We start from the raw sequence: 25,181 nt of genomic DNA, 5'->3' as shown, positions 1-25,181 counted from the left end.
TAAATACTAGAATATAATATACAAAAAGCTGACTGAGTATAGTCAGCTTTTTGTATATTAACACATAAAGATTTAGACTGCCATCTATAGTTACAAGTTGAGTGGAGTGTCGAAATATAAGCTGACTCTTATAAATCGACTTTGTAATTATTTCACATACACTTTATTTACAGTAGTAAGTTTTCCTTTTGTTATTGATGCAAAATTAAGTCCTGTAACACTTAATTTTGCATCAATAACAAACCCTCAGCATACTCACTTAATCGCTGCGACAACATAGGGTTTATCATTTCACGTTTACTATGAGTTACCCATATCTTATATTTTGTGTAACTAGCCCAAACGCTAAATTCCTTGTTATTCATAGCATCATAACATTTTATCTTTCTAGTTACACAATGCATTAACAATGAGCAACTAGAAATTAGCATCCGTGTCATTCTTCCCTGTCTATCGCATGAGCTCTTCTATGTAACTAAAAAATACACCTTAAATGGGTGGTCTTTTATGTAAGTGAATAAAAAGATTACATTATCCCTCCAAATGTAATTGTTCCTAGTAAGCCTAATAAAACAAATCCTGTCAAACAAAATCAGCAAGACAAATGGAAGACTGTGATAAAGGAACAAATGACCTACTTGTATTAGATCCATAATGTTTTATTTTCTCATAATTTATTTCTAACATTACGTGTAGACATGATACACATTCTTCAGTTGTTTGAATAGATTCATCTTCTAATCGCTCCAATAACCTACTATTAAGAGCAAACGGAAGAGAATACTGCTTGTCTAATTTCATATTTTGGTACATTAATTGTAAACGGGATAACATATTATTTTTCTTTTTGTCAGACTTCAGTTTACTTTTCATATTATTAAATTCATTTAATAACATCGTCAACTCATCTCTGCTGCCATATAAATCTTTAGCTATTCTTCTTTTTAGTTTGTACGAATAAATCATAGATTTAATCTCAATCATTGTATTACACTTCCTAATTAAATTTTATTTAACCCAATATGTTAAAAACAGTACTTTCAAATCCTATTAAAAATACACTTAAGTATCTTGATTTACTATCGATTAATATTACATTAACCTTACACAGTTGTAATAATTTCTTTAACACCCCTCCCGAACAAACATACATTTCTTTCCGGTCAGTTTTAATTCGGAAGTTAATTGCGTCATTTATAAAAATAACCCTGATCTATTTTGTTAATAAAAAATAAAAAAGTGGCCACCAAACTACAGAGTAATATAACAACTCCCTTTTTAGTTTGATGTCCACGGATTCTTCCAGTAGGACTAAATTTATAATTATTATTATAGCCTTTTCTCATATTTTAGTATATTTCTCATTAGAAAAAGATTATTTTATATAGATTACTATAAGCATCCATAAAGCCAAGGCGCCAATGATAGCGAGCGCTATACGTGTAGATAGTATCCTTAATTCAAAATCAGTTTTCTTGGAGGGTTCAGGATATGCAATTATGTAAATTCCCTTTAATAATGCAAGCCATGCAATAACCGTTAGGAACCCCTGCCAGTTGAATGCCCATACATTATGTAAGATTACAGTGCCTAGCCCTAGGAAAATCGATAAAAAACCGTACATAATACCAAACCCTCTGTCTTCAACCACTAATTTTTTCAATTCACGTAATACCGATGGGCGTACGAAAAGTATTCCCGATACGATAACCGTGATCCATCCCCAAAACAATCCTAAAAAAGTGCTAGTTTCCATTTTTAGTTCACTCCCCTCAATTATTTATATTTCAGATATCCCTACCTTTAGAACAATTTCAGCACCTATATATTGGCTATATTCTGCTCTTTATTCATACAAATATGGCATATTCAATACCTATCCTTAATCATCTCATTCTTCGTCATTATCTATCCGAATCAACCGAAGTCGCTTTATACTATTCCCGCACACTTTTTCATAACTTGGAGCTATCATGCACTGGAGCCAATATAATGATTTATTTGCCTTTTCACTAACCTCTACAATTGTCCCCTCTGTAATAAAATGATCACCTTGATACAATGTATACTCGCTTATCCCATGGAATCATCATTATTCCCTTCCCTATTAAAATAGCGTTTTTATTTCAAATGATACTCCTATTAATTTAAACGGATTTTTCAGTGTTTTTACCCAAAAATTCGTGATATCGTTAATTAGTCGAGTACTTCATTACTTGATGATTATCCTTAGGAGCCTCGCAGACAATCGGTGTTTCTTTTATGTAAATAAGGATTTTGTTTAAACTTTACGATATGCAACTATATTAAAATATCTTCTAAAATTCCCATTAAACATTTATAATACTTTTAAACGGTTTAAATTCTACAATCAGTAATGGAGGCATTTTAATGGGAAACATCCCAAAAGTATCATCACACCAATCAAGTCCTAATATACCCTCACAGCAAGTGAACCCTAATACACAACAAGGCAATAGAAAAAAAACAAGACGCCGTATTATAACTACTTTGGCTATTATGGTACCTATAATTTTTGTCCTTCAATATTCTCTGAATAACCAACAAGAAATGATTAAAGAAAAACAAATCACGCTGAATACGGAACAACAAAAATTATCTTCTGTAAAGAAGGATGGCCATTCCCTTAAGAATGATGTTAAAGCTTTAACAAGTAGTGAAGAAGAAATTTTAAAATTCGCAAGGAAATTGTATGGATTTTCTAAACCGAATGAAACTATATTTCAAATAACTGAATAAAATTACACTGCATTACCCAAAAGGCGATTTGAAGATAATCGCCTTTTTATATTTAATTTCTAAAGGAATCATACTACTCTCTCTTTCTATCAAATAACTATTTTGTTTAATTTATTAAAATACAACCGCTTGTCCATTTCAGTTTGCTCTGTCAGTACATTTACTAATAGTAATACAATTTTTAGAGGTGATAAATTATGGACGAGTTTTTATCTTTTGTTGCACATAATCCCGGTTCTATTGGACCTACACTTCCACCTGTTCAACCCTTTCAATTCCCTACTGGTCCCACAGGTTCTACAGGAGCTACTGGTTCAACTGGACCAACCGGATCAACCGGACCAACTGGACCAACTGGACCAACTGGACCAACCGGACCAACCGGACCAACCGGACCAACCGGACCAACTGGATTTAATCTTCCTGCTGGACCTGCATCTATTACCTTGACTTCTAACGAAACCACAGCATGTGTATCCACTCAAGGAAATAATACTTTATTTTTTTCGGGGCAAGTATTAGTAAACGGTAGTCCTACTCCAGGGGTAGTGGTCAGTTTTTCATTTAGTAACCCTTCTCTTGCTTTCATGGTTCCTCTTGCTGTCATTACCAATGCTTCAGGTAACTTTACCGCTGTATTTCTAGCCGCTAATGGGCCTGGAACAGTAACCGTTACTGCTTCACTTCTTGATTCTCCTGGAACAATGGCTAGCATCACTATTACCATTGTGAATTGTCCGTAATGGTTTTGTTTTTAAGGACTAAGCAGTTTCTGATAAGATGAGCACTGATTTACAGTGCTCTTTTTTATCATTGGGATGTTCTTTTTAAATGAAATTTCGTAACACCCTACTAAAATAATGCTTTTATTAATCACTAATGATCTTTATATTTCTTCAGCTTGTCATCACAGGTAATTTTTATAAGTAGTTAACTTCTCAATGTAGTTTGTGTATATAATTCCATTCAAAGATACATAATACCCACGTAACTATTTAAAAACACTTCGTTTTTATATCAAAGTTCAAAAAGGAGCTACATAACATGGATAAAAAAGATTTATTAAGTCAACAACTTGATCATGTATCATCTGATGCGCTGAATACTCCTAGTAAAGCCCAAGAGCAAATGCAAGAAACATCTCAGAAGGCACATAATTCAAACAAAAAGGGCAATACTCAATCTTTACATGTTGAAGATTTACCAAATTAAGACGTATATAGAATAACGAACAAATACTAAATTTTAAGGGGAAAAATTCTTAAGAACGAGTGAACTTAATTTTTTCCCTTTTCCTATTTACATAACACTTTAATAGGAAATACGTACACATTTTTGACACATTCCCTATTACAATCTCCTGAAAATTCGTGATAATATTAATTTGTCGAATACGCCAAATTTCGACATCGCACGACAATACTATCTCCCTTAGTGAATCCCTGTCCCCCAGGGATTTCTCCTTTTATTCATTACTTTTCGCTTCACTAAATTTTCATCCTTAACACAATTCAATCACTCCAATGAATAGACACGCCACAATCCTATTTTGATAAAAACTATAAAACAAACATACGTCGTAATAATACAAGTAGAATTTTACTACTTCAAATTTACTTCTTCTCTTTTTATAAACATGAAAAATGAGCTCCATTTACATAGAGCTCATTCCTACATTTATAATTTACTAGACTGTAGACCCTGAATATGTGGAACTACTTCTGGATTTACAAGTGATGATAAATCTCCTAATTCTTTTCCTAAGTAAGCCGCTTTGATGACGCGTCGCATTACTTTAGAATTACGTGTTTTTGGCAAATCCGCTACAACGTGGATATCCTTTGGACATAATGCTTTTCCGATATGAGAATTTACTAAACTCATTAATTCTTTCTTTAATTCTGCTGTAAATATTACACCATCTCGTAATACTACAAAGCAATGACAAACCTCACCTTTTACATCGTCAGGTACACCAATGGAAGCTGCTTCTATTACATTAATATGTTTCACAAGAATAGACTCATATTCAGCAGGCCCAATACGTTTACCAGCAATATTTAGCGTATCATCTGAACGCCCTGTAATGATATATTGTTCACCATCATAAATAACCCAGTCACCATGAACCCATTTATTTTCAAATCGTGACCAATATGTGTTCACATAACGCTCATCGTCTTCCCAGAAACTTTTCGTCATTCCAACCCAAGGTTTCTCTAAACATAATTCTCCAACTTCATCACGGATTGGTTTACCTTGATCATCAAGTACAACCGCAGCCATACCTGGTAACGATGCGTTAAAACTAATTGGTGCGATTGGCTTAATCAGAACATTACCGAAAATCCCACCAGAAATTTCAGTTCCGCCTGAATAGTTACAGATTGGCACTTTTCCTTTTCCAACTGTTTCAAACAGCCACATCCATGGATCAGGATTCCAAGGCTCTCCTGTTGATGCGAATACTTCTAAACTCTTTAAAGAATGTTTATTCACATACTCATCACCTTTTGCCATTAATGCACGGATTAACGTTGGCGAAATACCGAGATGAGTAATTTCATATTTATCAACCGTCTCCCATAAGCGATCTGCTTCTGGAAAGTCTGGAACACCTTCGTACATAACCATCGTTGCACCATTTATGAGTGAACCGAATAATAAAAATGGCCCCATCATCCAGCCCATATCAGTTACCCATAATACACGATCACCTTGTTTAATATTCATTCCAAATCCTGCATCAAAAGCTGCTTTCAAAGGAAATCCTGCATGCGTGTGTACCGTTCCTTTCGGCTTACCAGTCGTTCCTGATGTATATATGAGCATTAAAGGATCATCACTATGCATTTCTTCGGCATGTATGAATGGTTTTTCTTTTTCTAGCGTACTCCATGAAAAGTCATAATGATGCGGTGTAAAATTATTTCCTGCATGACGAACAATTACCACCTTTTCAACAGTCGGGCAATGTTCACAAGCTTTATCTACTTCATCCTTTAAAGAAACAATTTTCCCGCGGCGTGAAAATCCATCTGCGGTAATAATCATTTTTGAACCAGCTGCTTGTACGCGTGTCATAACTGCATCCGAAGCAAATCCCGAAAATATTGGTGAAATAATTGCTCCGATTTTCATTACAGCTAGCATCGCAACAACTGTTTCCGGAATCATCGGCATATAAATTGTTACACGATCGCCCTTCTCAATACCCGCTTGTTTCAAACCATTGGCCACACGGCTTACCCAATTGTCAAGCTCTTCATATGTAAATGATTTTGAAGTTCCATTTTCCCCTTCGTACTGAAGTGCTGGCTGTTTTCTTGTCACTTCATCCGCAATCCAGCGGGATAAAGCTGATTCTACAACGTTACATGTTCCATCATTATACCACTGTGCAAATGGCGTACCATTTTCTAAATCTAACACTTCTGTATAAGGTTTCATCCATTGATAGCCAACTGCTTTTTCTGCCTCTCCCCAAAACCAAGCTGTTTCCTCAATAGATTTATTATAAAAAGTTTCATAGTCTTCATATCCCAATGATTTCATCCAACCATATAAACGTGTTTTTTCCTTATACTCTTCTGTTGGAAACCAAACTGCTTGTTTCAATGTTTTCCCCTCCTTGACTTTTTGAGCAAGAAAGCCCTAAATAGGGCTTTTAAACTGGATATACAGGATGTTTACGATCCGTGAATACTTGATATTTACTCATATACATTTCGAAACGCCCTTTTAACTCTTCACGTAAATTGTTTGGATGAACAATACCATCAATCACCATCTCTGATGCTAAATGATAAATATCAATATCTTTCTTATACTCTTCACGTTTTTCAGCTATGAAGCTTGCACGCTCTTCTTCTGGTAAAGCCGCAATTTTATTTGCATATACAGCATTGACCGCTGCTTCTGGACCCATTACAGCAATAGAAGCTGTCGGTAATGCTAAGCAGCAATCTGGTTCAAATGCCGGACCTGCCATTGCATATAAACCAGCTCCATATGCTTTTCGAACAATGATAGAAATTTTCGGTACAGTTGCTTCACTCATTGCAGAAATCATTTTTGCACCGTGACGAATAATACCAGCGCGCTCTACTTTTGTACCAATCATAAATCCTGGTACATCTGCAAGGAATAATAATGGAATATGGTATGCATCGCATAAATTAATAAACTTCGCTGCTTTATCAGCTGAATCGTGGAATAAAACGCCACCTTTCATACGCGGCTGATTTGCAATAATACCTATTGGCTTACCATCAATGCGTGCTAAACCTGTAATGAGTTCTTGAGCAAATAATTTTTTCACTTCAAAGAATGAGCCGTCATCTATAATTCTGTTAATCAGATCTTTCATATTGAAAGGAGCATTTTGATTTTCTGGAATGATTTGTTCTAACGTTTTATCGAACTGTTTCGGTTCTTGAGGTGTCATCAATGGAGTCTTTTCTAAGTAGTTGCTTGGAAAATATGAAATGTATTGTCTAGCCTGTGTAATTGCATCTTCTTCTGTCTTACATAAAACGTCTCCGCATCCTGATACTGAGCAATGCATACGAGCCCCGCCCATTTCTTCTAAAGTTACCTTCTCACCGATAACCATTTCAGCCATACGTGGAGATCCTAAATACATAGATGCATTACCTTCCACCATCATAACAACGTCACAAAAAGCTGGAATATATGCACCACCAGCAGCAGAAGGACCAAATAATAAACAAATTTGTGGAACTTTACCTGATAATTTCACTTGGTTATAAAAGATTCTTCCCGCACCGCGGCGCCCTGGGAACATTTCTACTTGATCTGTAATACGCGCTCCAGCAGAGTCAACTAAATAAAATAATGGAACACGTAACTTTTCAGCCGTTTCTTGAATACGTAAAATCTTTTCAACTGTACGAGCTCCCCATGATCCGGCTTTCACAGTTGAATCATTTGCCATTACGCACGCAGTACGCCCATGTATTTTACCAGTTGCAGTTACAACACCATCAGCCGGTAACCCTGTTTGCTCACAATTTGCAAATAATGCATCTTCTACATATTCGCCATTATCAAATAGAAGAGCTAAACGATCTCGAACAAAGAGTTTTCCTTTTGCTTTGTTTTGTTCATGATATTTCGGTGCTCCCCCTTGTTTAATCGTTTCAACTCGTTCTTCAAAATTATTTGATTGTTGTTTTTGTTCTAACACATTTACTCCCCCTTATACATCGGTTTGCGTTTTTCCTTAAATGCCTGTAATCCTTCTAATCTATCTTCCGTATGGATTACACCCTCGTACGCCTGTTTTTCCATTTGTAATCCGGTATGTAAATCTACTTGAACACCATTAGAAATTGCTTCTTTTGCTAATCGAACTGCAATAGGACCATTACTAGCAATTTGATTTGCAATTTCAATCGCTTTCTCTTCTAGTAAATCAGCTGGTACGACGAATTCTACTAAACCATATTCTTTCGCTTCTTGCGCCGAAATACGTCTTCCTGTATAAATTAATTCTTTCGCTCTACCAACACCAATTAATCTCGGTAAACGCTGCGTACCACCTGCTCCAGGTATAATTGCAAGGGTAGTTTCAGTCAGACCAAGGCTTGCATTTTCAGAAGCGATTCTAAAGTCACAGGCTAAACTCAATTCCGTACCACCACCAAGAGCAATTCCATTAATAGCTGCAATAACTGGTTGTGGTAATTGTTCCACCATTTCCATAGTAGTACGAATCATACCAACCGCATGGCGAACTTGCTCTTCATTCATACCAGCTCGTTCTTTTAAATCTGCGCCAGCACAAAACGCTTTTTCACCAGCCCCTGTTAAAATAACTACACGTGTATTTGACTCTTCACTTATTTCCGTTAATATTGTTTGCAATTCTTCTAATAACGCTAAAGATAAAGAATTTGCTTGTCTTTCACGATATAACGAAATCTTTACAACATGCGGTGTTACATAGTCAACTGAAATATTTTGTAATTGTAGCATCTTCTCACCTACTTATCGTTTTATGTTGAAGCGCTCTATACACATGACTCGGTAATTGGATATTTAACTTACTTTGAATAAATTGACTAGCTCTCCATAACTTTTCTTCGTCTATATTTGTTTGGACACCTAACTTATGGAGCATATGCACTAAATCATCAGTTGCAACATTTCCTGATGCTCCCGGTGCATATGGACATCCCCCGAGTCCACCACAAGAACTATCAAACGTTGTAATACCGTGTTCTAAAGACTTCACTACATTTGCAAGTGCCATCCCATACGTATTATGAAAATGCATTGCAAACTGCGAAGCATCATATTTCTTTAATAGATGTTCTAATACTTGTTCTACTTGTAATGGATTCGCTACACCAATCGTGTCACCGAGAGAAACTTCATAAATGCCGTATGAAAATAGTTGATTACATATTTCATCAACTGCTGCGGCACTTATATCTCCCTCATACGGACATCCAAATACAGTAGAAACATAACCTCTAACCTTTTTCCCTTCGAATATTGCCTGTTTTGTTATATCTTCAATAACAGTTAATGCTTCTTTAATTGATTTATTAATATTACTTTTATTATGAGATTCACTCGCTGATAAAAAAACATTCACCTCATCTACATTTTGCAAAAAAGCTCGTTCCAAACCATTTTGATTTGGAACAAGCGCAGCATATGTAACATTGGGATCCCTTTTTAGCTCAGAAAAGACATCATTTGCATCCGCTAAGGCAGGAACCCATTTTGGGTGAACGAATGAGGAAACTTCAACGTACGACAATCCGGCTTCTGTAAGTAGTTGAATCCATTTTACTTTATCTTTTGTGCCAACAATCTTTTTTTCATTCTGTAAGCCATCACGTGGCCCTACTTCTTTAATGACAGCAAAATTAGGTAGTTTCAATTCGCTTCCCCCTATATCTCCCTATTCAATTTCTAGTAATACATCTCCTTCATTTACAAAATCGCCTTCTTGCACATTAATTTTCATAACTGTGCCAGCTTCTTCTGAAATGATTGGAATTTCCATTTTCATAGATTCCAAAATGACGACATCCTGCTCTTCCTCTACTGTATCTCCTACTCCTACAACTATCTTCCAAACATTTCCTGCCATCGATGCATATACTTTCGTCATCATTTTTTCCCCCTTAATATTCATAAATCTTATTTTTTAACAAGCTGTTTCGTTACGAAACCCGTTGTATAAATACCACTTTTGAACACATCGTCTCCGAGCACTTGCAGTAGCATCGGTGTATTTGTTTTAATACCTTCAATTTTCAACTCCTCTAGAGCATTTTCTAATTTTGAAATTGCCTCTTCACGAGTTTCACCATGAGCAATGACTTTTGCAATCATTGGATCATAAAACGGTGTAATTGTTACATGATTCTCTAAAAAGTGATCCATACGTATATTTGATGGTAATGTTAAATCTGTAATTTTCCCAGGTGACGGGAAGAATGTTTTCGGGTCTTCTGCATAAATACGTGCTTCAATGGCATGACCACTACGTTTTACATCATCCTGAGTAAATGATAGTTTCTCTCCACTTGCGATAAGAAGTTGTTGTTCTACAAGATCTAACCCCGTAATTTCTTCTGTAACGGGATGCTCTACTTGTAATCTCGTATTCATTTCTAAGAAATAGAAATTTTTCTGATCATCTACAAGAAACTCAACTGTACCTGCATTTGTATACCCAAGAGCTTTAGCAGCTTGTACAGCCACTTCTCCCATTGCTTTTCGTGTACCTTCATCTAAAAAAGGTGAAGGTGCTTCTTCGATTACTTTTTGATTTCGGCGCTGTACGGAACATTCACGTTCCCATAAGTACACTGTGTTACCATGTGTATCTGCTAAAAGCTGAATTTCAATATGATGCGCGTCTGCAATATAACGCTCTAAATACATTTCTCCATTACCGAAGAAATTTTGTGCCCTTGTTTTGTTACTTTCAAATGCTTTGGTGAGCGTTTGCTCAGTTTCCATCAACTGCATTCCAATGCCTCCGCCGCCCGCGGATGCCTTAAGCATTAATGGATAACCAATTTGTTTTGCAATTTCAATTGCCTCTTCAGCAGTTTCAATATTTGTAGTAATACCTGGAACTACTGGTACATCTGCTGCTTGCATTGCTATACGTGACTCAATTTTACTTCCCATCTTCGTAATGATTTCTTCTGAAGGACCAATAAATACGATTCCTTCTTCTTTACAGCGAATCGGAAAAGATGGATTCTCTGATAATAATCCGTACCCTGGATGGATTGCTTCAACATTTGTCTTCTTAGCTATTTCAATAATTTTTTCAAGGTTTAAATAGCTTTCTTGAACTCGTGGACCACCTACTAGATAAGCTTCATTTGCCATTTTTACATGAAGGGCATTTTCATCAGCCTCAGAATAAATAGCGACGGTACGAATTCCAAGTTTTTGACAAGTTTTCATAATGCGAACCGCGATTTCCCCGCGATTGGCAATTAATATTTTTTGAAACATAGTGATTCCTCCTTTTTATCTACATCCTAAATGTCTAGCAATTACGAGACGTTGAATTTCAGAAGTTCCTTCACCAATTTCTAACAGTTTTGCATCACGAATATGTCTTTCAACTTCATATTCACGCATATAGCCATAACCGCCATGAATTTGTACTGCATGATTCGCAATACGACTAGCTGCTTCAGATGCAAATAGTTTTGCCATAGCCGCTTCTTTACCGAAAGGTTTATCGTTATCTTTTAACCAAGCTGCTTTATGTACTAAATTACGTGCTAACTCTACTTCAGTCGCCATATCCGCTAATTTAAATTGAATCGCTTGGAAATTAGAAATTGTTTTTCCAAATTGTTGACGTTCTTTCGCATATTGCAATGCACGTTCAAATGCAGATTGTGCAATACCTACTGCTAATGCTGCAATTGAAATACGTCCTCCATCAAGTGTATATAAGAATTGTTTAAATCCTTTATTAACATCACCAAGAATATTTTCTTTCGGTACACGCACACCATCAAGTACGATTTCACAAGTATTAGAAGCGCGAACACCCATCTTATCGTAAGGACTTGAGATCGTTAATCCTTCACTTGTAGTCGGTACGATAAATGCAGAAATACGTTTTCTACCATTCTCTTCAACACCGTTGATAGCGGTTACAATAATTGTATTTGCATACTCTGCGTTTGTAATCCAGCACTTTTCACCACTGATTACATACTCATCACCATCTAATACCGCTTTCGTTTGTGTGCCTCCTGCATCTGATCCAGCGTTTGGCTCCGTTAATCCGAAAGCGCCTAACGTTTTACCTGATGCCATTGGAACTAAATATTTTTGTTTTTGTTCTTCTGTACCGAAATAATAAATTGGAGAAGCACCTAATGAAATTGTTGCAGCGTAGCTTAATCCTGTACCACCACAAGCACGACCAATTTCTTCAACTGCTAGCGCGTACGATACTGTATCGCCACCTGAACCTCCATACTCTTCTGGGAATGGGATGCCTAATAATCCTAGTTCGCCCATTTTTTGAAATGTTTCATATGGAAACTCTGCAGTTTTGTCATAATACACAGCTTTCGGTGCGATTTCCTTTTCAGCAAAGTCACGTACCATTTCTTTAATCATTTGTTTTTCGCGAGTTAGAGTAAATTCCATTCCGCTACACACCCCTTATCGAATATTGAGTTTCGACAGCGTGCGAGTTTCTACTACAAACATTACTTCTTAAAAGACAAGAATATTAGTTAGACAATTGCTACAATTCTGTCATAACTTAATTTTAAAACAGATTCTGTGCTAATGCACAAAAAACTTCCTACATTGTTCTACAACAACATAGGAAGTTTTATGTCGAATTATGTAATTTATTGTTTAATAATCTCTACCTTTTCCCGAATCAGAAATTTCTACTAACGCTTCAGGATATGGCTCAAAATATGTTTGTCCTAATAAATACTTTTCATCAAACCGAATGGCCCATGATTTTAAAATTGCAAGCAAACTACTAAGTGGTATTTTCTTTTCTGCATACTTTTGTATCAGTTCTAAAAAATAATCTTTTTCTTGTTTTTTTAATTTCGTTTTAAAATATCCGAAAATATGTTCACATACATTTACATTCGATGTATAGCGGGGCGCGCGCAAAAATAATTCATATAAAGTCTTCTCATAATTATCAAATACAATTTCAATCGTTTCATTTTTTTGATTTGCAATAATACGCCCTAATTCTTTTTGTTTTACCTGATTATATGCCATAAATAAATATTTATTGTCCGACTGAAACGATACAAGGTCTTTCATATTTTTATTATGTTTAATCATTTTGTAATATGCGATTGTAAATAACCTTGTAAAGAAATGTTCTCTAATAATAAAATTCGACAATCTACCTTCTTCTTCAATTGGAAGGTGCGAAAAATTTTTTAATACTGCTCCGCCAAATAAGCCTGGTCCCTTTCCTTTTGCTGGCGCTTTTTCAAAACCAGAATAAATTTTCACATCACGCGTACCACAACTTGGCGAGCGATTCTTTAAAATAAATCCATCCACATCGGATATCGTTTGTAAAAATCCATTTGAAAATTGCTCCATTTTTTCAGTAACGTCTTCTCTTGTCGACGGTTGCACAAGTGTATTCACACCATTTTCTTCTACGATTCGTATCGTTTCACGAGGAATTCCCAATCCAATCTCGACTTCTGGACAAACAGGTATAAATGTAACAAATGGCTGCAAATTTCGTATTGTTACATCCGGAATCATTTCTCCATTATAACGACAAGCATCAAATTCTAAACATTTACTTACGACGATTGTAGGTTTTGCAAATTGTCGCATTTCATTACCTCCGTGGCGTTAGTCCGTACAAAATAAATTGAATCGTATTTTCAATTTCCAATTCATCATCCCAATTCTCTTCAGGTAATAATAAAAACCGAGTTAATAGAAATCCTAAAACAGCTGATAATGTAAGCCGTAACACGGAAGGTGGTGGCATCTCAATAATTCCCCCTTCTTCTTGAAACTTTACAATTAACTTTTTAAAATGTGAAAGCAGTTCTGTTTCTACTAATTGTTGTATTTCACTTTTTAGCTCTGGCTGAAACGGCACTTCTTGAATTAATATTTTAATCATTGGAAAGTGCTTTTTGGCAAATTCAAATCGATTATGAATGACTACCCTTAAAAGCCCTTCATACGATTCATAATCAGTTTTAAATATCTCTTTCGCAAAAGCTTGTACGAAAAATGGTGCAGCAAACTTTGTTAAAGTTGGCATTACGACCGCTAACAATAAATCTTTTTTCGTCTTATAGTAGCGGAAAATCGTTCCTTCCGCTACACCAGCACGCTTTGCAATTTCACTTGTTGAAGTTGAAGCATATCCTTTTTCTCCAAACATATCAACAGCTGCTTCTAAAATACGCATTTGACGTTCATTTCGATTATCAGTATTAGTTGCAGCAATCAATTCCTCAAGCCAATCCTTCTTCATGTACAAAGCTCCTTTTTGTCATTATTATATTTTGCGATGTTTCTTTAAAGCAAATACATTCCCTACTGCAAATAATAGTGAAAAAAGTAGTAATACAGTAAGATCCAATGCAATTTCTGTAAATCCTTGATTTCGAATCATCACTTGCCTCATTGCATCAGCGCCGTATGTGAGTGGAAATAATTTCCCTAACATTTGTAGCCACTTATTCATAGATTCAATTGGAAACAAGCCAGAAAAGAAGATTTGTGGCACAATAACTAGCGGTATAAACTGGATCATTTGAAATTCATTATTTGCGTATGCTGATAAAAACGTCCCTAATGTTAGTGCCGTTAAAGAGAGCATACATGTAATAAGTAGCGTTAGCCATATAGAACCTGCTACATATAAATCTAAAACATAGACTGAAAAACTTACAATTATAACAGATTGTATGAATGCAAAAATTCCAAAACCAATTATATATCCAACAACTATTTCCCATCGTCTAACTGGTGTGGACAATAATCGCTCTAATGTACCACTTAAACGTTCTCTTACGAAAGAAACTCCTGACAAAATGAATACAAAGAAAAATGTAAAGAATCCAATTAACACGGGACCGAGCCCATCAAACATCGTAAAGTCTTTAGAGCCATGTAAATAATTCACTTCAGGTTTCATAATCGATACATCATTCTTCTCTGTGCTCTTTTGCAATACTTGGAGTACAGCACGGTTTTTCGACGAATCACTGCCTTCTAACAAAAGATTTATTTTTCCATTCTCTAAATGAATTACTGCATCGATCTTTTGTTTTTCCAACTCAGAAATCGCTTTCTTTTTGCTATATTCATAAATTGAGGCTTCTTGATTTTTCATCACTTTTACTATAGAAGCGGGCACATCAACTACAGCAATATGTGGTTTATAATCTTTTTGTGTAAATACTAAAGACAATAGCCAAAGTAATAACATTGGTGCCCCAAACATCATGGCTAACGAACGTTTATCTCGAAAAAATTGACGAATAATACGAATGATTACACCATTAACTCTCACGATTCAACCCCCTCTTCTAACAAAAAGACATCTTCAATTCGTCCAGATGATACACGTTTTTTCAATTCCTCTGGCGTTCCAACCGCAACTAAGTTCCCTTCTCTAATCAACCCTAGACGCTCACAAAACTCTGCTTCATCCATAATGTGCGTCGTTACAATAATAGTTGTGCCTTTCTTTTTAAGTTCATAAAATTTTCCCCAGATTGTTTTTCTAAGAAGCGGATCTATCCCCACTGTTGGCTCATCTAAAATTAATATTTCAGGTTCATGAAGAAGTGCTATTGCTAATGATAGACGCTTTTTCATCCCACCTGAAAAATGCTGTACTTGCTTTTTCATATGTTGTGATAATTGTACCAGGTCAAAAACCTCTTTGATTCTTTCCTTTTTATGCTTTCCCTTTAATCCATACATCGCTGCAATAAAATCTGCATTTTCATATGCTGATAGTTCTTCGTATAATGCATCAGCTTGAGCCATATAGCCAATTCTTTTCATCTCATTTAAATTTGGCATGTTAATGTTGTATACAAATACATCACCTTTAGATGCCTGATTAATACCTGCAATCAATTTAATAAGCGTCGTTTTCCCTGATCCTGAAGGCCCAACTAAACCAAATATCTCTGCTTTTTCAATTTGTAATGAAAGATCGTGTAAAACTTCTTTTTTCCCAAAACTTTTCGATACATTCTGTAAAACAATTGAAGGTTTTTGCATGTATTATCCCTCTTTTCTATAAAATGAGTGAGTACTCACTTTTATTTTACTCTTGCGTAATTATATGTCAAACTTCATTGATTAGTATTTATTTTCAATCAACAATATTAAACAATGAAACAGAATCGACATTAGAATATAATTTCTTAAAGTCGACTCTGTTTCATTTAAACTATGCATTTTACTTTATGTTTCTAAATTCATATACTTCCTAATTCTAGCAAGGTCTAAAGAATATTCGATAACTAATTGCTGTAACGGTAAAATAACTGTATCGGGATATAAATGTGCATATTGTAATGTTTCTGCATATTTTTCTAATCTTTTTTCTAAATATTTTATAATTTGCTCAGGATGGCTCACTAATAAACATTGACAATAATAATGTATTTGTTCCTCAATCGCCGTATACTCTTCAATTTCATATTCTTTATGCATGTGTACACCCCTTTAAGTTTTTTACATAAATTCCTTATCACACTTTTCACTCGACTAATTTTTAAGTTTTTTGATTATTTACACTATAACAAACTCTTCAGGTCAAATTTTGTTACTTTATGTAACGTAGAAAATTTTTAACAAAATTGTAATGTTAACTCCTGCAAAATACATAAAGCCCCTTTACTCATTCTGTACATAAAAAGTCGCCCAATTTAATTTAACTGGGCGACTACAATTTCTGGCCTATTCAAAATTCTTTGCGGAATGATACTATTGCCTAATCCTCTACTAACCACCATTGATGTATTTTGTTCTTCATATAAACCTGCTGTATATTTAGGTAAAACACCTTGTTTTGAGCAACTAATCCGCTGATAAATGGTAACCTAACTTGCCCACCATGAGCATGCCCTGAGAAAACTAAATCTATTCGCTCCTCTGCATACTCCTCAATAAATTCTGGCCTATGGGATAATAATACATTATATCTATTTGGTTGCGTTTCAATTTTCGCTTTTACAATTGCATCTTTTACAATACTTCCTTCATTAATATCTCTGTTATTAAATTCCGGATCATCAATACCTAACAAGTTTATTTCTTGTCCGCCTTTTTGTATTATTACATGTTCATTTCTCAAAACAGTAACATGGTTTTTCTTTAATTCTTTTTCTAAACTGTTATATTTTCCTGACCATTTTTCATGGTTTCCTGTTACAAAATATACCGGATACTCCTTTACAAGTTCTCGTATTACTTGCATACTAATTTCTTCATCGTACGATTTACTGTCTATTAAATCACCAGTAATAGCAATAATATCTGGATTTATGCTTTTTACTTTTTGAATTAAAATGTCTTGATTATCACCAAATTTTTTATTATGTAAATCTGAAATTTGTAGAATTTTATACCCTTTAAAAGCGGAGGGAATTTTACTAGAGGTTATTTTAACCTCAGTTATACTTATTAAATTGTTCTGTAAATATAAAAAGATGCAAATACCTACTATTGTACCGATAAGTAATATGATTCTTTTAGTCTTCTTGTTCATTTTTCCTCCTAAAATCTTAATCAGAACTACAATTCTAATAAACATTCCGTGCCCTTTGAATTCAAAAAACTGAAACTTTCCAATTAATTTGAAGTATTTTTCATAGTGTTATACGTCTCTAATAAACACTTACTGCTGTTTCCAATCTCCTTCGTATTAACTTACTATAAAGTGGAGCTTTAATATCCTAGGCGTCCTGCATGAGTGTATGATATCATGCTCATTCTCTAGTGAATTTATAGCGAATCCCTGGAAGCTCTTCATCATATTATCATTTATCTTATTTAGTTAATAACGATATAATGATAATTCCTAAAGTTTTTTATAAAAAAATTGTGTATTTTTCTCGAAGTATATATGACATTTGCTTGCAAATATATTATTACCACTACGATTTTAATTTGTTTAAAGCGTATATAGAGAGAATTAAAACATTAAATTCCCTTATGAAAAGTTATTATTATATTATTTATTAGAAAATTGAAAAAATGTGTGTAGATAGATATCATTGTAAATGAATATATAATTAACTTTAATTTTCTGACATAGTTTCACATAATTCTTAAACTATTTTTTGCGTGCATTATGAAATAATATATTGCACCGTGTCAGTCTTTAAAAGATTATATATCATAACTTTAAGAGAGGAAGGAAAACTATGAAGATGAAAAGAAAAATCATGATGACAACAGCACTTGCGGCTACATTAGCTACAGGTGCACTACCAACTACATCGGTGTTTGCTGCTGAAAAAGAGGCTCCTATCCAACAAAAAGAGGCACAAGTGAGTATTCAACCATTTGCACAAAATAATTTGGAAACAGCCGTTAATGCTGCCTTAAATGGCCCAGAAGTCAAAAAAATAAAAGTATTTGAGCATGAATTTAATGTAAAAGAAATAGAAGTAGTAAATCTAGGTGCTGGAAAAAAATATGTTAAGGGACAAATTTCTCATCATTTAAGTTTTCGTCCAGATGATCAATTTTATTATGAGTTTACAGTGCAAGATGGAAAGGTAATAGATAAGCCTGTATTTAATATTGATAGAGGTGGTTGGACACCATTTGCTGCTCCACTTTTATCAATTCTTGCTGCCTATAATGGGATTCCAGTTAACCCAAATGATTTAAATGCACTTGGTCAGCAGCTTGGAAAAGTTATAGATGGAAGCTGGGAACATGCAGCCCAATCTATCGCAACTGTAGTTAGTTTAAGTTTTAATGAGTAGAACTTTTTAATTTTTATTAGCCTTGCAGAGGCCCATTTTTCGTAGGTAACCTTGTTATAAGAGATTCTGAAACAGCTATAAATAGATTTTTACCACTCAGTCACATTATCTTGATTTGTTAACCACCTTATCATTCATTATATGTCACAGAATAGAAGTCTTTTTTAAGGCTTCTGTTTTGTTTGTATACAATAAGATAAAAGGTTGTTTTTTCGAGTCTATACTTCGATTCTTTAAGAATCCGTTTGGTTATTAAGTACAATTCATAACAACAAATTATTAAAGTCTCAAATAAGTTACTCCCCCTATTTTTAATTATTTTCAAACACAAAAATTCATTACTTTAAAAATGAAAACAATAAATATAGTGCAAAATCATCTTAATCTATTGTTTAAAGGTCTGGAGAGATAAAATGAACAAAATAAAAATGAGAAATTTCTTTAAAATTAGCATCCTCACATGTTTTACACTAGCAAGTTTAAGTACACCATCTCCTATTTTAGCTGATAGTCATCCAGGTTATTCCTATGAATCCAATATAGGATATCAAAATCCATCGTGGATGTCGAAAGTAGAAGATTCAACAAAACTAAGTAAAATATCTATTCCAGGGACTCACGGTACAATGGCTTTACATGGAGCAAGTTTTCTTGATGAAAATTTGACAAGAAATCAAACTATGAGTCTACCCCAACAATTAAATTCTGGAATTCGATATGTAGATATGCGTGTTAAACGTGTAAAAGATTCTTTTGCAATGTACCATGGGATTGTAAATCAAAAAGCAATGTTTGAAGATGTATTAAAAGAGGCAATTCAATTTTTAAAAGATTATCCGACAGAAACAATTTTAATGCGCTTAAAAGAAGAAACTACTCCTGAAAATGGATCACTATCATTTGAGGAGATATTTTTAAAATATAAAAACGTTAATGCTTCATATTTTTGGGATCCTAATTCCGTACCAACTTCAGATAGAAACAACCCTACTTTAGGAGATATCCGGGGTAAAATTGTAATCTTACAAAACTTTACTTCCTCTCAATTGTACGGTATTGATTACGAAAGTTTGAATATACAAGATAAATTTGAAATTGGAAGCGGTCCAGACGAAATATATGGAAAATGGAATGCAGTAAAAACACATCTACACAACGCAAATACTAACTTTAATAACGGAAAAATATATCTCAACCATTTTAGTGGTACAGGTGGTGCAGCAGCATTTTTAAATAATGTATATCCTTGGTTTGTTGCAAGCGGAAAAGAGAATAGAAATACTGATAGTAGTCCTAAGTTGATTCAAACGAATTTCACTAATGAGTGGAGTGATTTCCCTCGCGATAGAAATGGGCAAGTATATTATGGTGGGATGAATACACTTGGGACCGAACTCTTGCATCAAGGTGAAATAAAACATGCTGGTATTATCGCAGCTGATTTTCCTGGACCAGGTTTAATTGATAGTATCATTAAATTAAATGGTACACATTCAAATGAAAAAGAACTATTAATTTCGCAAATTTCATCCGAATCTAGTCCTTTATCCGGACAACAAAATCGATCCAGTCAAAACTTTAAAATTGATAGTTTACCTGTAGGTACTAAGGAATTAAAATGGATTATTGAGCCTTCAGAAAAAGATCATCCTTCTACTATTTCTTTCAATGTAATGATTGATGTTTCCCTAGGTACAGATTCTACTCGTTGGAAAAATATTTCACATGGATCTAGGACCGAAGCTTACACGAATACTAAATATTATATTGCAAGTCCAATTGGTGCCACTAACAAATTTACAGTGAAAATATACGCTATTACAAATTAGAAAATAAAGAATCCCAACTGAATTCCTTTTTGATGGAATACCATTGGGATTCTTTTTTGATTTCATTTCGTAAACATTAAGTGATTAAATTTATTCACATATCATTTAAACCATTAGATAATCCATACTTAAAACGACCCTTACTTTTCAAAAAGAAGTGCAAAAATGTTAACTACCTTTTCCCGCTTATCATTTATTCATAACTGGCTTCCAAAGCGATAGGGCAAAAATCCAATTTGAGTCGCCATTTCCTTGATGATCTTGAACCGCTTCATATACTTTTCCCTCATATACTACTCTATCACCTTTAGTATATGCTTTTCTTGCATCCCATTTTTCATATGTGGACTCCGCTGACTTTGTAGTTACATTCAAAACATCACTTCTACTAGATTCATTTCCAGCTAAATCAACCGCCGTCACTACATATTTGTACGATGTATTAGCCTTCAAATTTTTATCCATAAAGGATGTATTATCCGCTGTCCCAATTTTATTCATAACCCCAGCGCTTTCTCTATATACAATATAATGGTCAACACCTACATTATCTTCAGATGGACTCCACATCAAATCAACAGTTGTCGCTGTTGTACCCATACTATGTAATCCTTTCGGTTGAGTCGGAGCCTCTATATCTGGAGTTTCATTTGTTGTCTTAACTTTTAGTTTTTCACTTTCTTTTGATATGTTTCCAGCAGTGTCTAATGCCTTTATTGTATAGGTATATTCCGTATCTGCTTTTAGTTTTTTATCAATAAAAGTTGTACCTGGTACCGTATCAATTACTTCTCCATTGCGTAACACTTGATATTCTTTTACACCTATATTATCAGTAGAGGCCTTCCATGTTATTTCAACACTATTGGCAGCAACTTTAGACGCATTTAATCCAGTTGGTTGACTTGGAGCTACTGTATCAGGAGTTTCATTATTTACTAAATTTACATCAATTACATTATAAAACGCATTTGACGTATCTGCTACATCCCATACAGCTAAAATAACATGATAACCATTACGATCAGTTGGTACATTAATTGTATGTGTTAAATTATTTGATGCGGCCGAGCCGTCATGTTTCACAGTTCCAATTGGTTCTAATTCAGCACGTGTTAATGGTTTATTAGGATCCCATCCCTTTTTTGTAATGTAATAATGCCATTTGCTTGTAGAATGTGCCGCTGTATATTTCCATGTAAATGTATTTGCTCCACCCTTAATTGTGTTTTTGAACCAGCGACTTGATGTTTGTTGGTCAAGAGTTCCTCCAAACAATCCTCCTGCCGAAGCAATTTTTCCATCAATCGGTCCACCATTTGGGAATTCTTTAGGTGCTTCTAGACTTTGAGGTTCGTACATTACATTTCCACAATTTAAGTTTAATGCCCCATAATTCTGACTACATAAAGCAGCACGACTACTTGGCTTTTCAACAAACCCATGTGCATACGCACTTTGAGGAACCATTGTAATTGCCGTCACCCCTGCAGCCAGAACAAAAGCACCAATTCCTTTTTTACTTTTTCTTAATCTTTCTAATTTAGATATTAATTTCAAATTCATTATTGTCCCCCCAATATATTGTTTATGCTAATATAATAGCAATATAGGGATAAACGAACAAATCGCTAATTAATATATTAATATCTCTCATAAATTGGTACATTTATTAATATTTTTAATCTCTTATAAAAATAAAGTAAATACAATAACTCTATTTTGTAACATTATGTATTAAAAGAAGAATAAAAACTTTGTTTAATTTCACAAAAAATTCAAATATTATTTTAGAGAATTATCTCATGTAGGAAAAATTTAACTTTTTATGTTACCAAAAAGTAAAAAAAGTCTGGAAGACACCGATTATATCAGTTTCTTCCAGACTTCACACTTCTGTTATACAACATACAAATACGACATTACCAATGTTAAGTTGACACATAGTTGCTGAACCTTAAAAAACACCATAAATAATATGGTTTGATTTATATGGTTAATGCACATAGATCGTTTAATCTTAGACATATCCCCCTACTAATTCAAACTAAACCTTAACTATCCATAAAATAACTTAAAATATTCATCTTAAAATATTCATCTTAACATAATTTCTTGTAATACATTTATAGACATTTCCTATCAAATACCACTAATTTATTATATTATTTTTATCTAATAAGGTACAGAAACAAAGGGTAAACTTCAGTGTGCTTGAAATATAAAAAAATAAACGTTTTTAGGGTGAAACGTTTAAAGGGTACTTTAGTACTGAGTTTTTATTAAATGTTCCTGTACCTAATATTTAAATTAACGTATGTCAAAATATTTTACAATACAAGTGTTAAACGTTACATCTTTCTATATAAAATGATACATTTCATCAACACGTCTCTCCTAATCCATATGCTAAATATAGAAAATTCAGCTCGTTAGGATTTAATTTTAGAATTCTCATAATAGCAAATAATAGATCAGGCACATAATTGTCACAAATTAATAGTTTATCTATTTATTGATTACCTTTGAAAAACTTTATTACCACTTCAATCTTTACTCCTAAACTAAAGTGCATCTATACCAACAATTACTTAAAACTCTTTTAAATAATCTTTCAAAAGAGTCGATAGTTTTATATTTTTTATTTTTTTATTGTACATTTGTACATTTGATGTTAGGATTATGCCTATTAAAATTGAATCCTAATGATTCTTCTTTATAATTTCCATATTTTAATTGTTAAATAAAATTATAGATTCTGAAATATATTCAAAATCAGAACGGAAATGTCATTATTTTATAATAATGTCGTGAAATACCTTTAGAATGGACAGATGTATGCAACAACGTGTTAAGGGGTTACAGGGGGAACAAAAATGAGAGACTTTTTTGATGATAAGTATAAGAATATTGAATTAAAAAGGAGGTTAATACATTTAATAAGTGAAATTAGCGAATTGAAAGGAAAATTAGCTGCTTATCAGGAACAAAACCCTGACATATTTAATAGTTTAGAAAAAACTATACCACTACATTACATAAAAAATTTCACTACTATTTATGAGGATATAAAAGTTCCTAATAAAAGATTAAAAGAACTTATTTTAGATGATATAGTACCTCAAAATATTTCGGAAGATGCTATTTTTTGTTATTATCAAACACTTTCTTTTGTACATAAAAATTCCTGTACTTTATTAATCAATCCAGCAACTATACAGGAATTGCATTTTCAACTTATACATTACATTACCTCGGACAGTGCCAAATGGCGTGAAAAACCTTTTATTATTCCAGGAATTCCAGAACATGGAATGCACTTGAATAGTTACCGCATTCTTCCGCATGAACTTATTCCACAGTTTATGGAGCAATTATGTGATCAATACAACTCATTAAATACTAGTAAGGGGCTCCATTCGCTTTTATTGATAGCTCGTTTTATATTAAATTTTTATTGCATAGTCCCTTTCAATCAAGGTAATGGTAGGCTGGCATTTATGTTAATGCAATTGCTGTTAATTAAGAGTGGACATACATTTGTAAAATATGTATGTTTGGATAAATATATTAAGAAAAACGAATCTGAATATTACAATTCGATTTATAAATCTTCTGTGAATTGGTATTGCGAGGAACATAATAGTAGCTTTTGGTTAAAAACGTTTTTAACTATTATTTTAGAGGCTTACAAAGATCTTCATAACACAGTTCTAGATTCTATATGTAAACATACTAAAGTTGAGAGAATTCAGGGTTATATACTTAAACAAAAACAACCCTTTACTAAGGAGAGTATTCGTAACACATATCCAGACATTGCAGAGAGTACAATCAGTAAAGCTTTAAATTCATTACAATTATTTGGCCATATTAAGCTGGTTACAAAAGGGAGAAACGCAAAATGGATTAAAGTTTAAAACACTTGGGGTCCAAAAATAAAAATTATAACTTTATCACAGAATTTCATTTTAATTTTAGGCTATTATTACTACTTTAGTTATTTCTAATTCTAACAATACATTTTATAGGAAAAGGTACGTTTCCCTATGCCTTTTCCTATAAAAATATTATATAAGTAAAGAATAATTGTCGAAAAAAGTCGTATTTTACTATTTTTTCTTTATTTTCTGGTTGTAAACGTTTCAATTTCATGTTAACATCTTAATCAAACAATAGATGGTAATAAAAATGATAGTATTTCTTTCCCTTAGAAACATATAAACGTACGGTACTTTCAAGAAAATAAGGCCAAAGAAATATTTGGTACTTACCAAAATAACCAATAAGAATTTTGTTGCGCTAATTTTTCTGATAATTAAGAAAACACATTTTGTCCCTAAACAAAATTTATTAGCACGCAAAATTCAAATACACTAGAACACCCAAATAAATGAAATGTCCTTTTTTATTGAGCATTGAGGTATGAAAAAAGAATTCTTCCTACAAAATTCAGCTGAGTAGCATAAAAACATCTAAATTACTTCCTTTAACGCCATCTATTGTTGACAATATATTTACCAACTATAAAAAAGAACCTATCGAAGGTTCTTTTTTATTATAATGATTCAAATTTCAATTC

General features: G+C 33.6%; 21 protein-coding genes and 3 pseudogenes. 6 read left to right on the top strand and 18 right to left on the bottom strand.

The features are described 5' to 3' along the window. Positions 1–526: 526 nt before the first annotated feature. Positions 527–984 (bottom strand): annotated as a pseudogene (locus F0362_RS12430) (homoserine dehydrogenase). Between the two features lie 391 nt (positions 985–1,375). Next, a complete protein-coding gene (locus F0362_RS12425) occupies positions 1,376–1,756 on the bottom strand; it encodes a hypothetical protein (RefSeq protein WP_000450239.1) in 381 nt (126 codons plus the stop codon). Positions 1,757–2,391: 635 nt separating this feature from the next. Between F0362_RS12425 and F0362_RS12420 the strand changes: the two genes are divergently transcribed. After that, positions 2,392–2,760, top strand: a complete 369-nt coding sequence (locus F0362_RS12420) for an FtsB family cell division protein (protein WP_000526889.1) — start codon at positions 2,392–2,394, stop codon at positions 2,758–2,760. 197 nt (positions 2,761–2,957) lie between these two features. Continuing rightward, positions 2,958–3,014: pseudogene (locus tag F0362_RS31240) on the top strand (exosporium leader peptide); the annotation flags it as partial. Between the two features lie 17 nt (positions 3,015–3,031). Here F0362_RS31240 and F0362_RS31405 read toward each other — a convergent pair. Both F0362_RS31405 and F0362_RS30920 read right to left on the bottom strand, forming a co-directional pair. After that, a complete protein-coding gene (locus F0362_RS31405; RefSeq protein WP_000254007.1) occupies positions 3,032–3,226 on the bottom strand; it encodes a hypothetical protein in 195 nt (64 codons plus the stop codon). A 15-nt stretch (positions 3,227–3,241) separates the two neighbouring features. Beyond that, entirely contained in the window at positions 3,242–3,487 is a 246-nt protein-coding gene (locus tag F0362_RS30920; RefSeq protein WP_000237355.1) for a hypothetical protein, read from the bottom strand. A gap of 317 nt (positions 3,488–3,804) precedes the next feature. Here F0362_RS30920 and F0362_RS30535 point away from each other — a divergent pair, with 317 nt between their 5' ends. After that, on the top strand, positions 3,805–3,972 hold the full coding sequence (locus F0362_RS30535; protein WP_000358199.1) for a hypothetical protein: 168 nt from the start codon (positions 3,805–3,807) through the stop codon (positions 3,970–3,972). A 465-nt stretch (positions 3,973–4,437) separates the two neighbouring features. Here the strand turns inward: F0362_RS30535 and F0362_RS12405 are convergent, their stop codons facing one another. From F0362_RS12405 to F0362_RS12345, 13 genes and pseudogenes are all read right to left on the bottom strand, one after another. Beyond that, positions 4,438–6,378, bottom strand: coding sequence for an AMP-binding protein (locus F0362_RS12405; protein WP_000806475.1), 1,941 nt, complete (start codon positions 6,376–6,378; stop codon positions 4,438–4,440). Positions 6,379–6,427: 49 nt separating this feature from the next. Continuing rightward, on the bottom strand, positions 6,428–7,969 hold the full coding sequence (locus F0362_RS12400; protein WP_000893092.1) for an acyl-CoA carboxylase subunit beta: 1,542 nt from the start codon (positions 7,967–7,969) through the stop codon (positions 6,428–6,430). 2 nt (positions 7,970–7,971) lie between these two features. Further along, the gene (locus F0362_RS12395; RefSeq protein ID WP_000939822.1) at positions 7,972–8,760 is read right to left on the bottom strand and encodes an enoyl-CoA hydratase; all 789 of its coding nucleotides are present in this window, start codon (positions 8,758–8,760) and stop codon (positions 7,972–7,974) included. A gap of 4 nt (positions 8,761–8,764) precedes the next feature. After that, a complete protein-coding gene (gene mvaB / locus F0362_RS12390; RefSeq protein WP_000775419.1) occupies positions 8,765–9,676 on the bottom strand; it encodes a hydroxymethylglutaryl-CoA lyase in 912 nt (303 codons plus the stop codon). Between the two features lie 21 nt (positions 9,677–9,697). Continuing rightward, complete coding sequence (locus tag F0362_RS12385) at positions 9,698–9,913, bottom strand: acetyl-CoA carboxylase biotin carboxyl carrier protein subunit (RefSeq protein ID WP_001987345.1); 216 nt, start codon at positions 9,911–9,913, stop codon at positions 9,698–9,700. Between the two features lie 26 nt (positions 9,914–9,939). Then, the gene (locus F0362_RS12380) at positions 9,940–11,277 is read right to left on the bottom strand and encodes an acetyl-CoA carboxylase biotin carboxylase subunit (RefSeq protein WP_000486760.1); all 1,338 of its coding nucleotides are present in this window, start codon (positions 11,275–11,277) and stop codon (positions 9,940–9,942) included. A gap of 15 nt (positions 11,278–11,292) precedes the next feature. Then, positions 11,293–12,438 (bottom strand): acyl-CoA dehydrogenase, encoded by a 1,146-nt coding sequence (locus F0362_RS12375; RefSeq protein ID WP_000397277.1) that lies wholly within the window; start codon positions 12,436–12,438, stop codon positions 11,293–11,295. A 216-nt stretch (positions 12,439–12,654) separates the two neighbouring features. Then, on the bottom strand, positions 12,655–13,623 hold the full coding sequence (locus F0362_RS12370) for a YbgA family protein (RefSeq protein ID WP_001248628.1): 969 nt from the start codon (positions 13,621–13,623) through the stop codon (positions 12,655–12,657). Positions 13,624–13,627: 4 nt separating this feature from the next. Next, on the bottom strand, positions 13,628–14,281 hold the full coding sequence (locus F0362_RS12365; protein ID WP_000711180.1) for a TetR/AcrR family transcriptional regulator: 654 nt from the start codon (positions 14,279–14,281) through the stop codon (positions 13,628–13,630). Positions 14,282–14,305: 24 nt separating this feature from the next. Further along, on the bottom strand, positions 14,306–15,325 hold the full coding sequence (locus tag F0362_RS12360; RefSeq protein ID WP_001265602.1) for an ABC transporter permease: 1,020 nt from the start codon (positions 15,323–15,325) through the stop codon (positions 14,306–14,308). After that, positions 15,322–16,047, bottom strand: coding sequence for an ABC transporter ATP-binding protein (locus F0362_RS12355; RefSeq protein WP_149889788.1), 726 nt, complete (start codon positions 16,045–16,047; stop codon positions 15,322–15,324). The genes F0362_RS12360 and F0362_RS12355 overlap by 4 nt, the downstream gene beginning before the upstream one ends. 186 nt (positions 16,048–16,233) lie before the next feature. Further along, positions 16,234–16,485, bottom strand: a complete 252-nt coding sequence (locus F0362_RS12350; RefSeq protein ID WP_000548627.1) for a hypothetical protein — start codon at positions 16,483–16,485, stop codon at positions 16,234–16,236. 215 nt (positions 16,486–16,700) lie between these two features. After that, positions 16,701–17,542 (bottom strand): annotated as a pseudogene (locus F0362_RS12345) (metallophosphoesterase). A 658-nt stretch (positions 17,543–18,200) separates the two neighbouring features. On the opposite strand from F0362_RS12345, the gene F0362_RS12340 reads away from it, so the two are divergent. Further along, on the top strand, positions 18,201–18,770 hold the full coding sequence (locus F0362_RS12340) for a hypothetical protein (RefSeq protein ID WP_000782800.1): 570 nt from the start codon (positions 18,201–18,203) through the stop codon (positions 18,768–18,770). A gap of 413 nt (positions 18,771–19,183) precedes the next feature. Beyond that, positions 19,184–20,599, top strand: a complete 1,416-nt coding sequence (locus tag F0362_RS12330) for a phosphatidylinositol-specific phospholipase C (RefSeq protein ID WP_098628220.1) — start codon at positions 19,184–19,186, stop codon at positions 20,597–20,599. Between the two features lie 189 nt (positions 20,600–20,788). On the opposite strand, the gene F0362_RS12325 is transcribed toward F0362_RS12330, so the two are convergent. Continuing rightward, positions 20,789–22,165, bottom strand: a complete 1,377-nt coding sequence (locus tag F0362_RS12325) for a lytic polysaccharide monooxygenase (RefSeq protein ID WP_149889787.1) — start codon at positions 22,163–22,165, stop codon at positions 20,789–20,791. Positions 22,166–23,475: 1,310 nt separating this feature from the next. Here F0362_RS12325 and F0362_RS12320 point away from each other — a divergent pair. Beyond that, complete coding sequence (locus tag F0362_RS12320) at positions 23,476–24,519, top strand: Fic family protein (RefSeq protein WP_001204202.1); 1,044 nt, start codon at positions 23,476–23,478, stop codon at positions 24,517–24,519. Positions 24,520–25,181 lie beyond the last annotated feature (662 nt).

It is taken from the genome of Bacillus sp. BS98, assembly GCF_008432245.1.
GTDB lineage: Bacteria > Bacillota > Bacilli > Bacillales > Bacillaceae_G > Bacillus_A > Bacillus_A toyonensis.
Note: the sequence above shows the minus strand (reverse complement) of the source record. Positions and strands in the feature narration are given on the sequence as shown.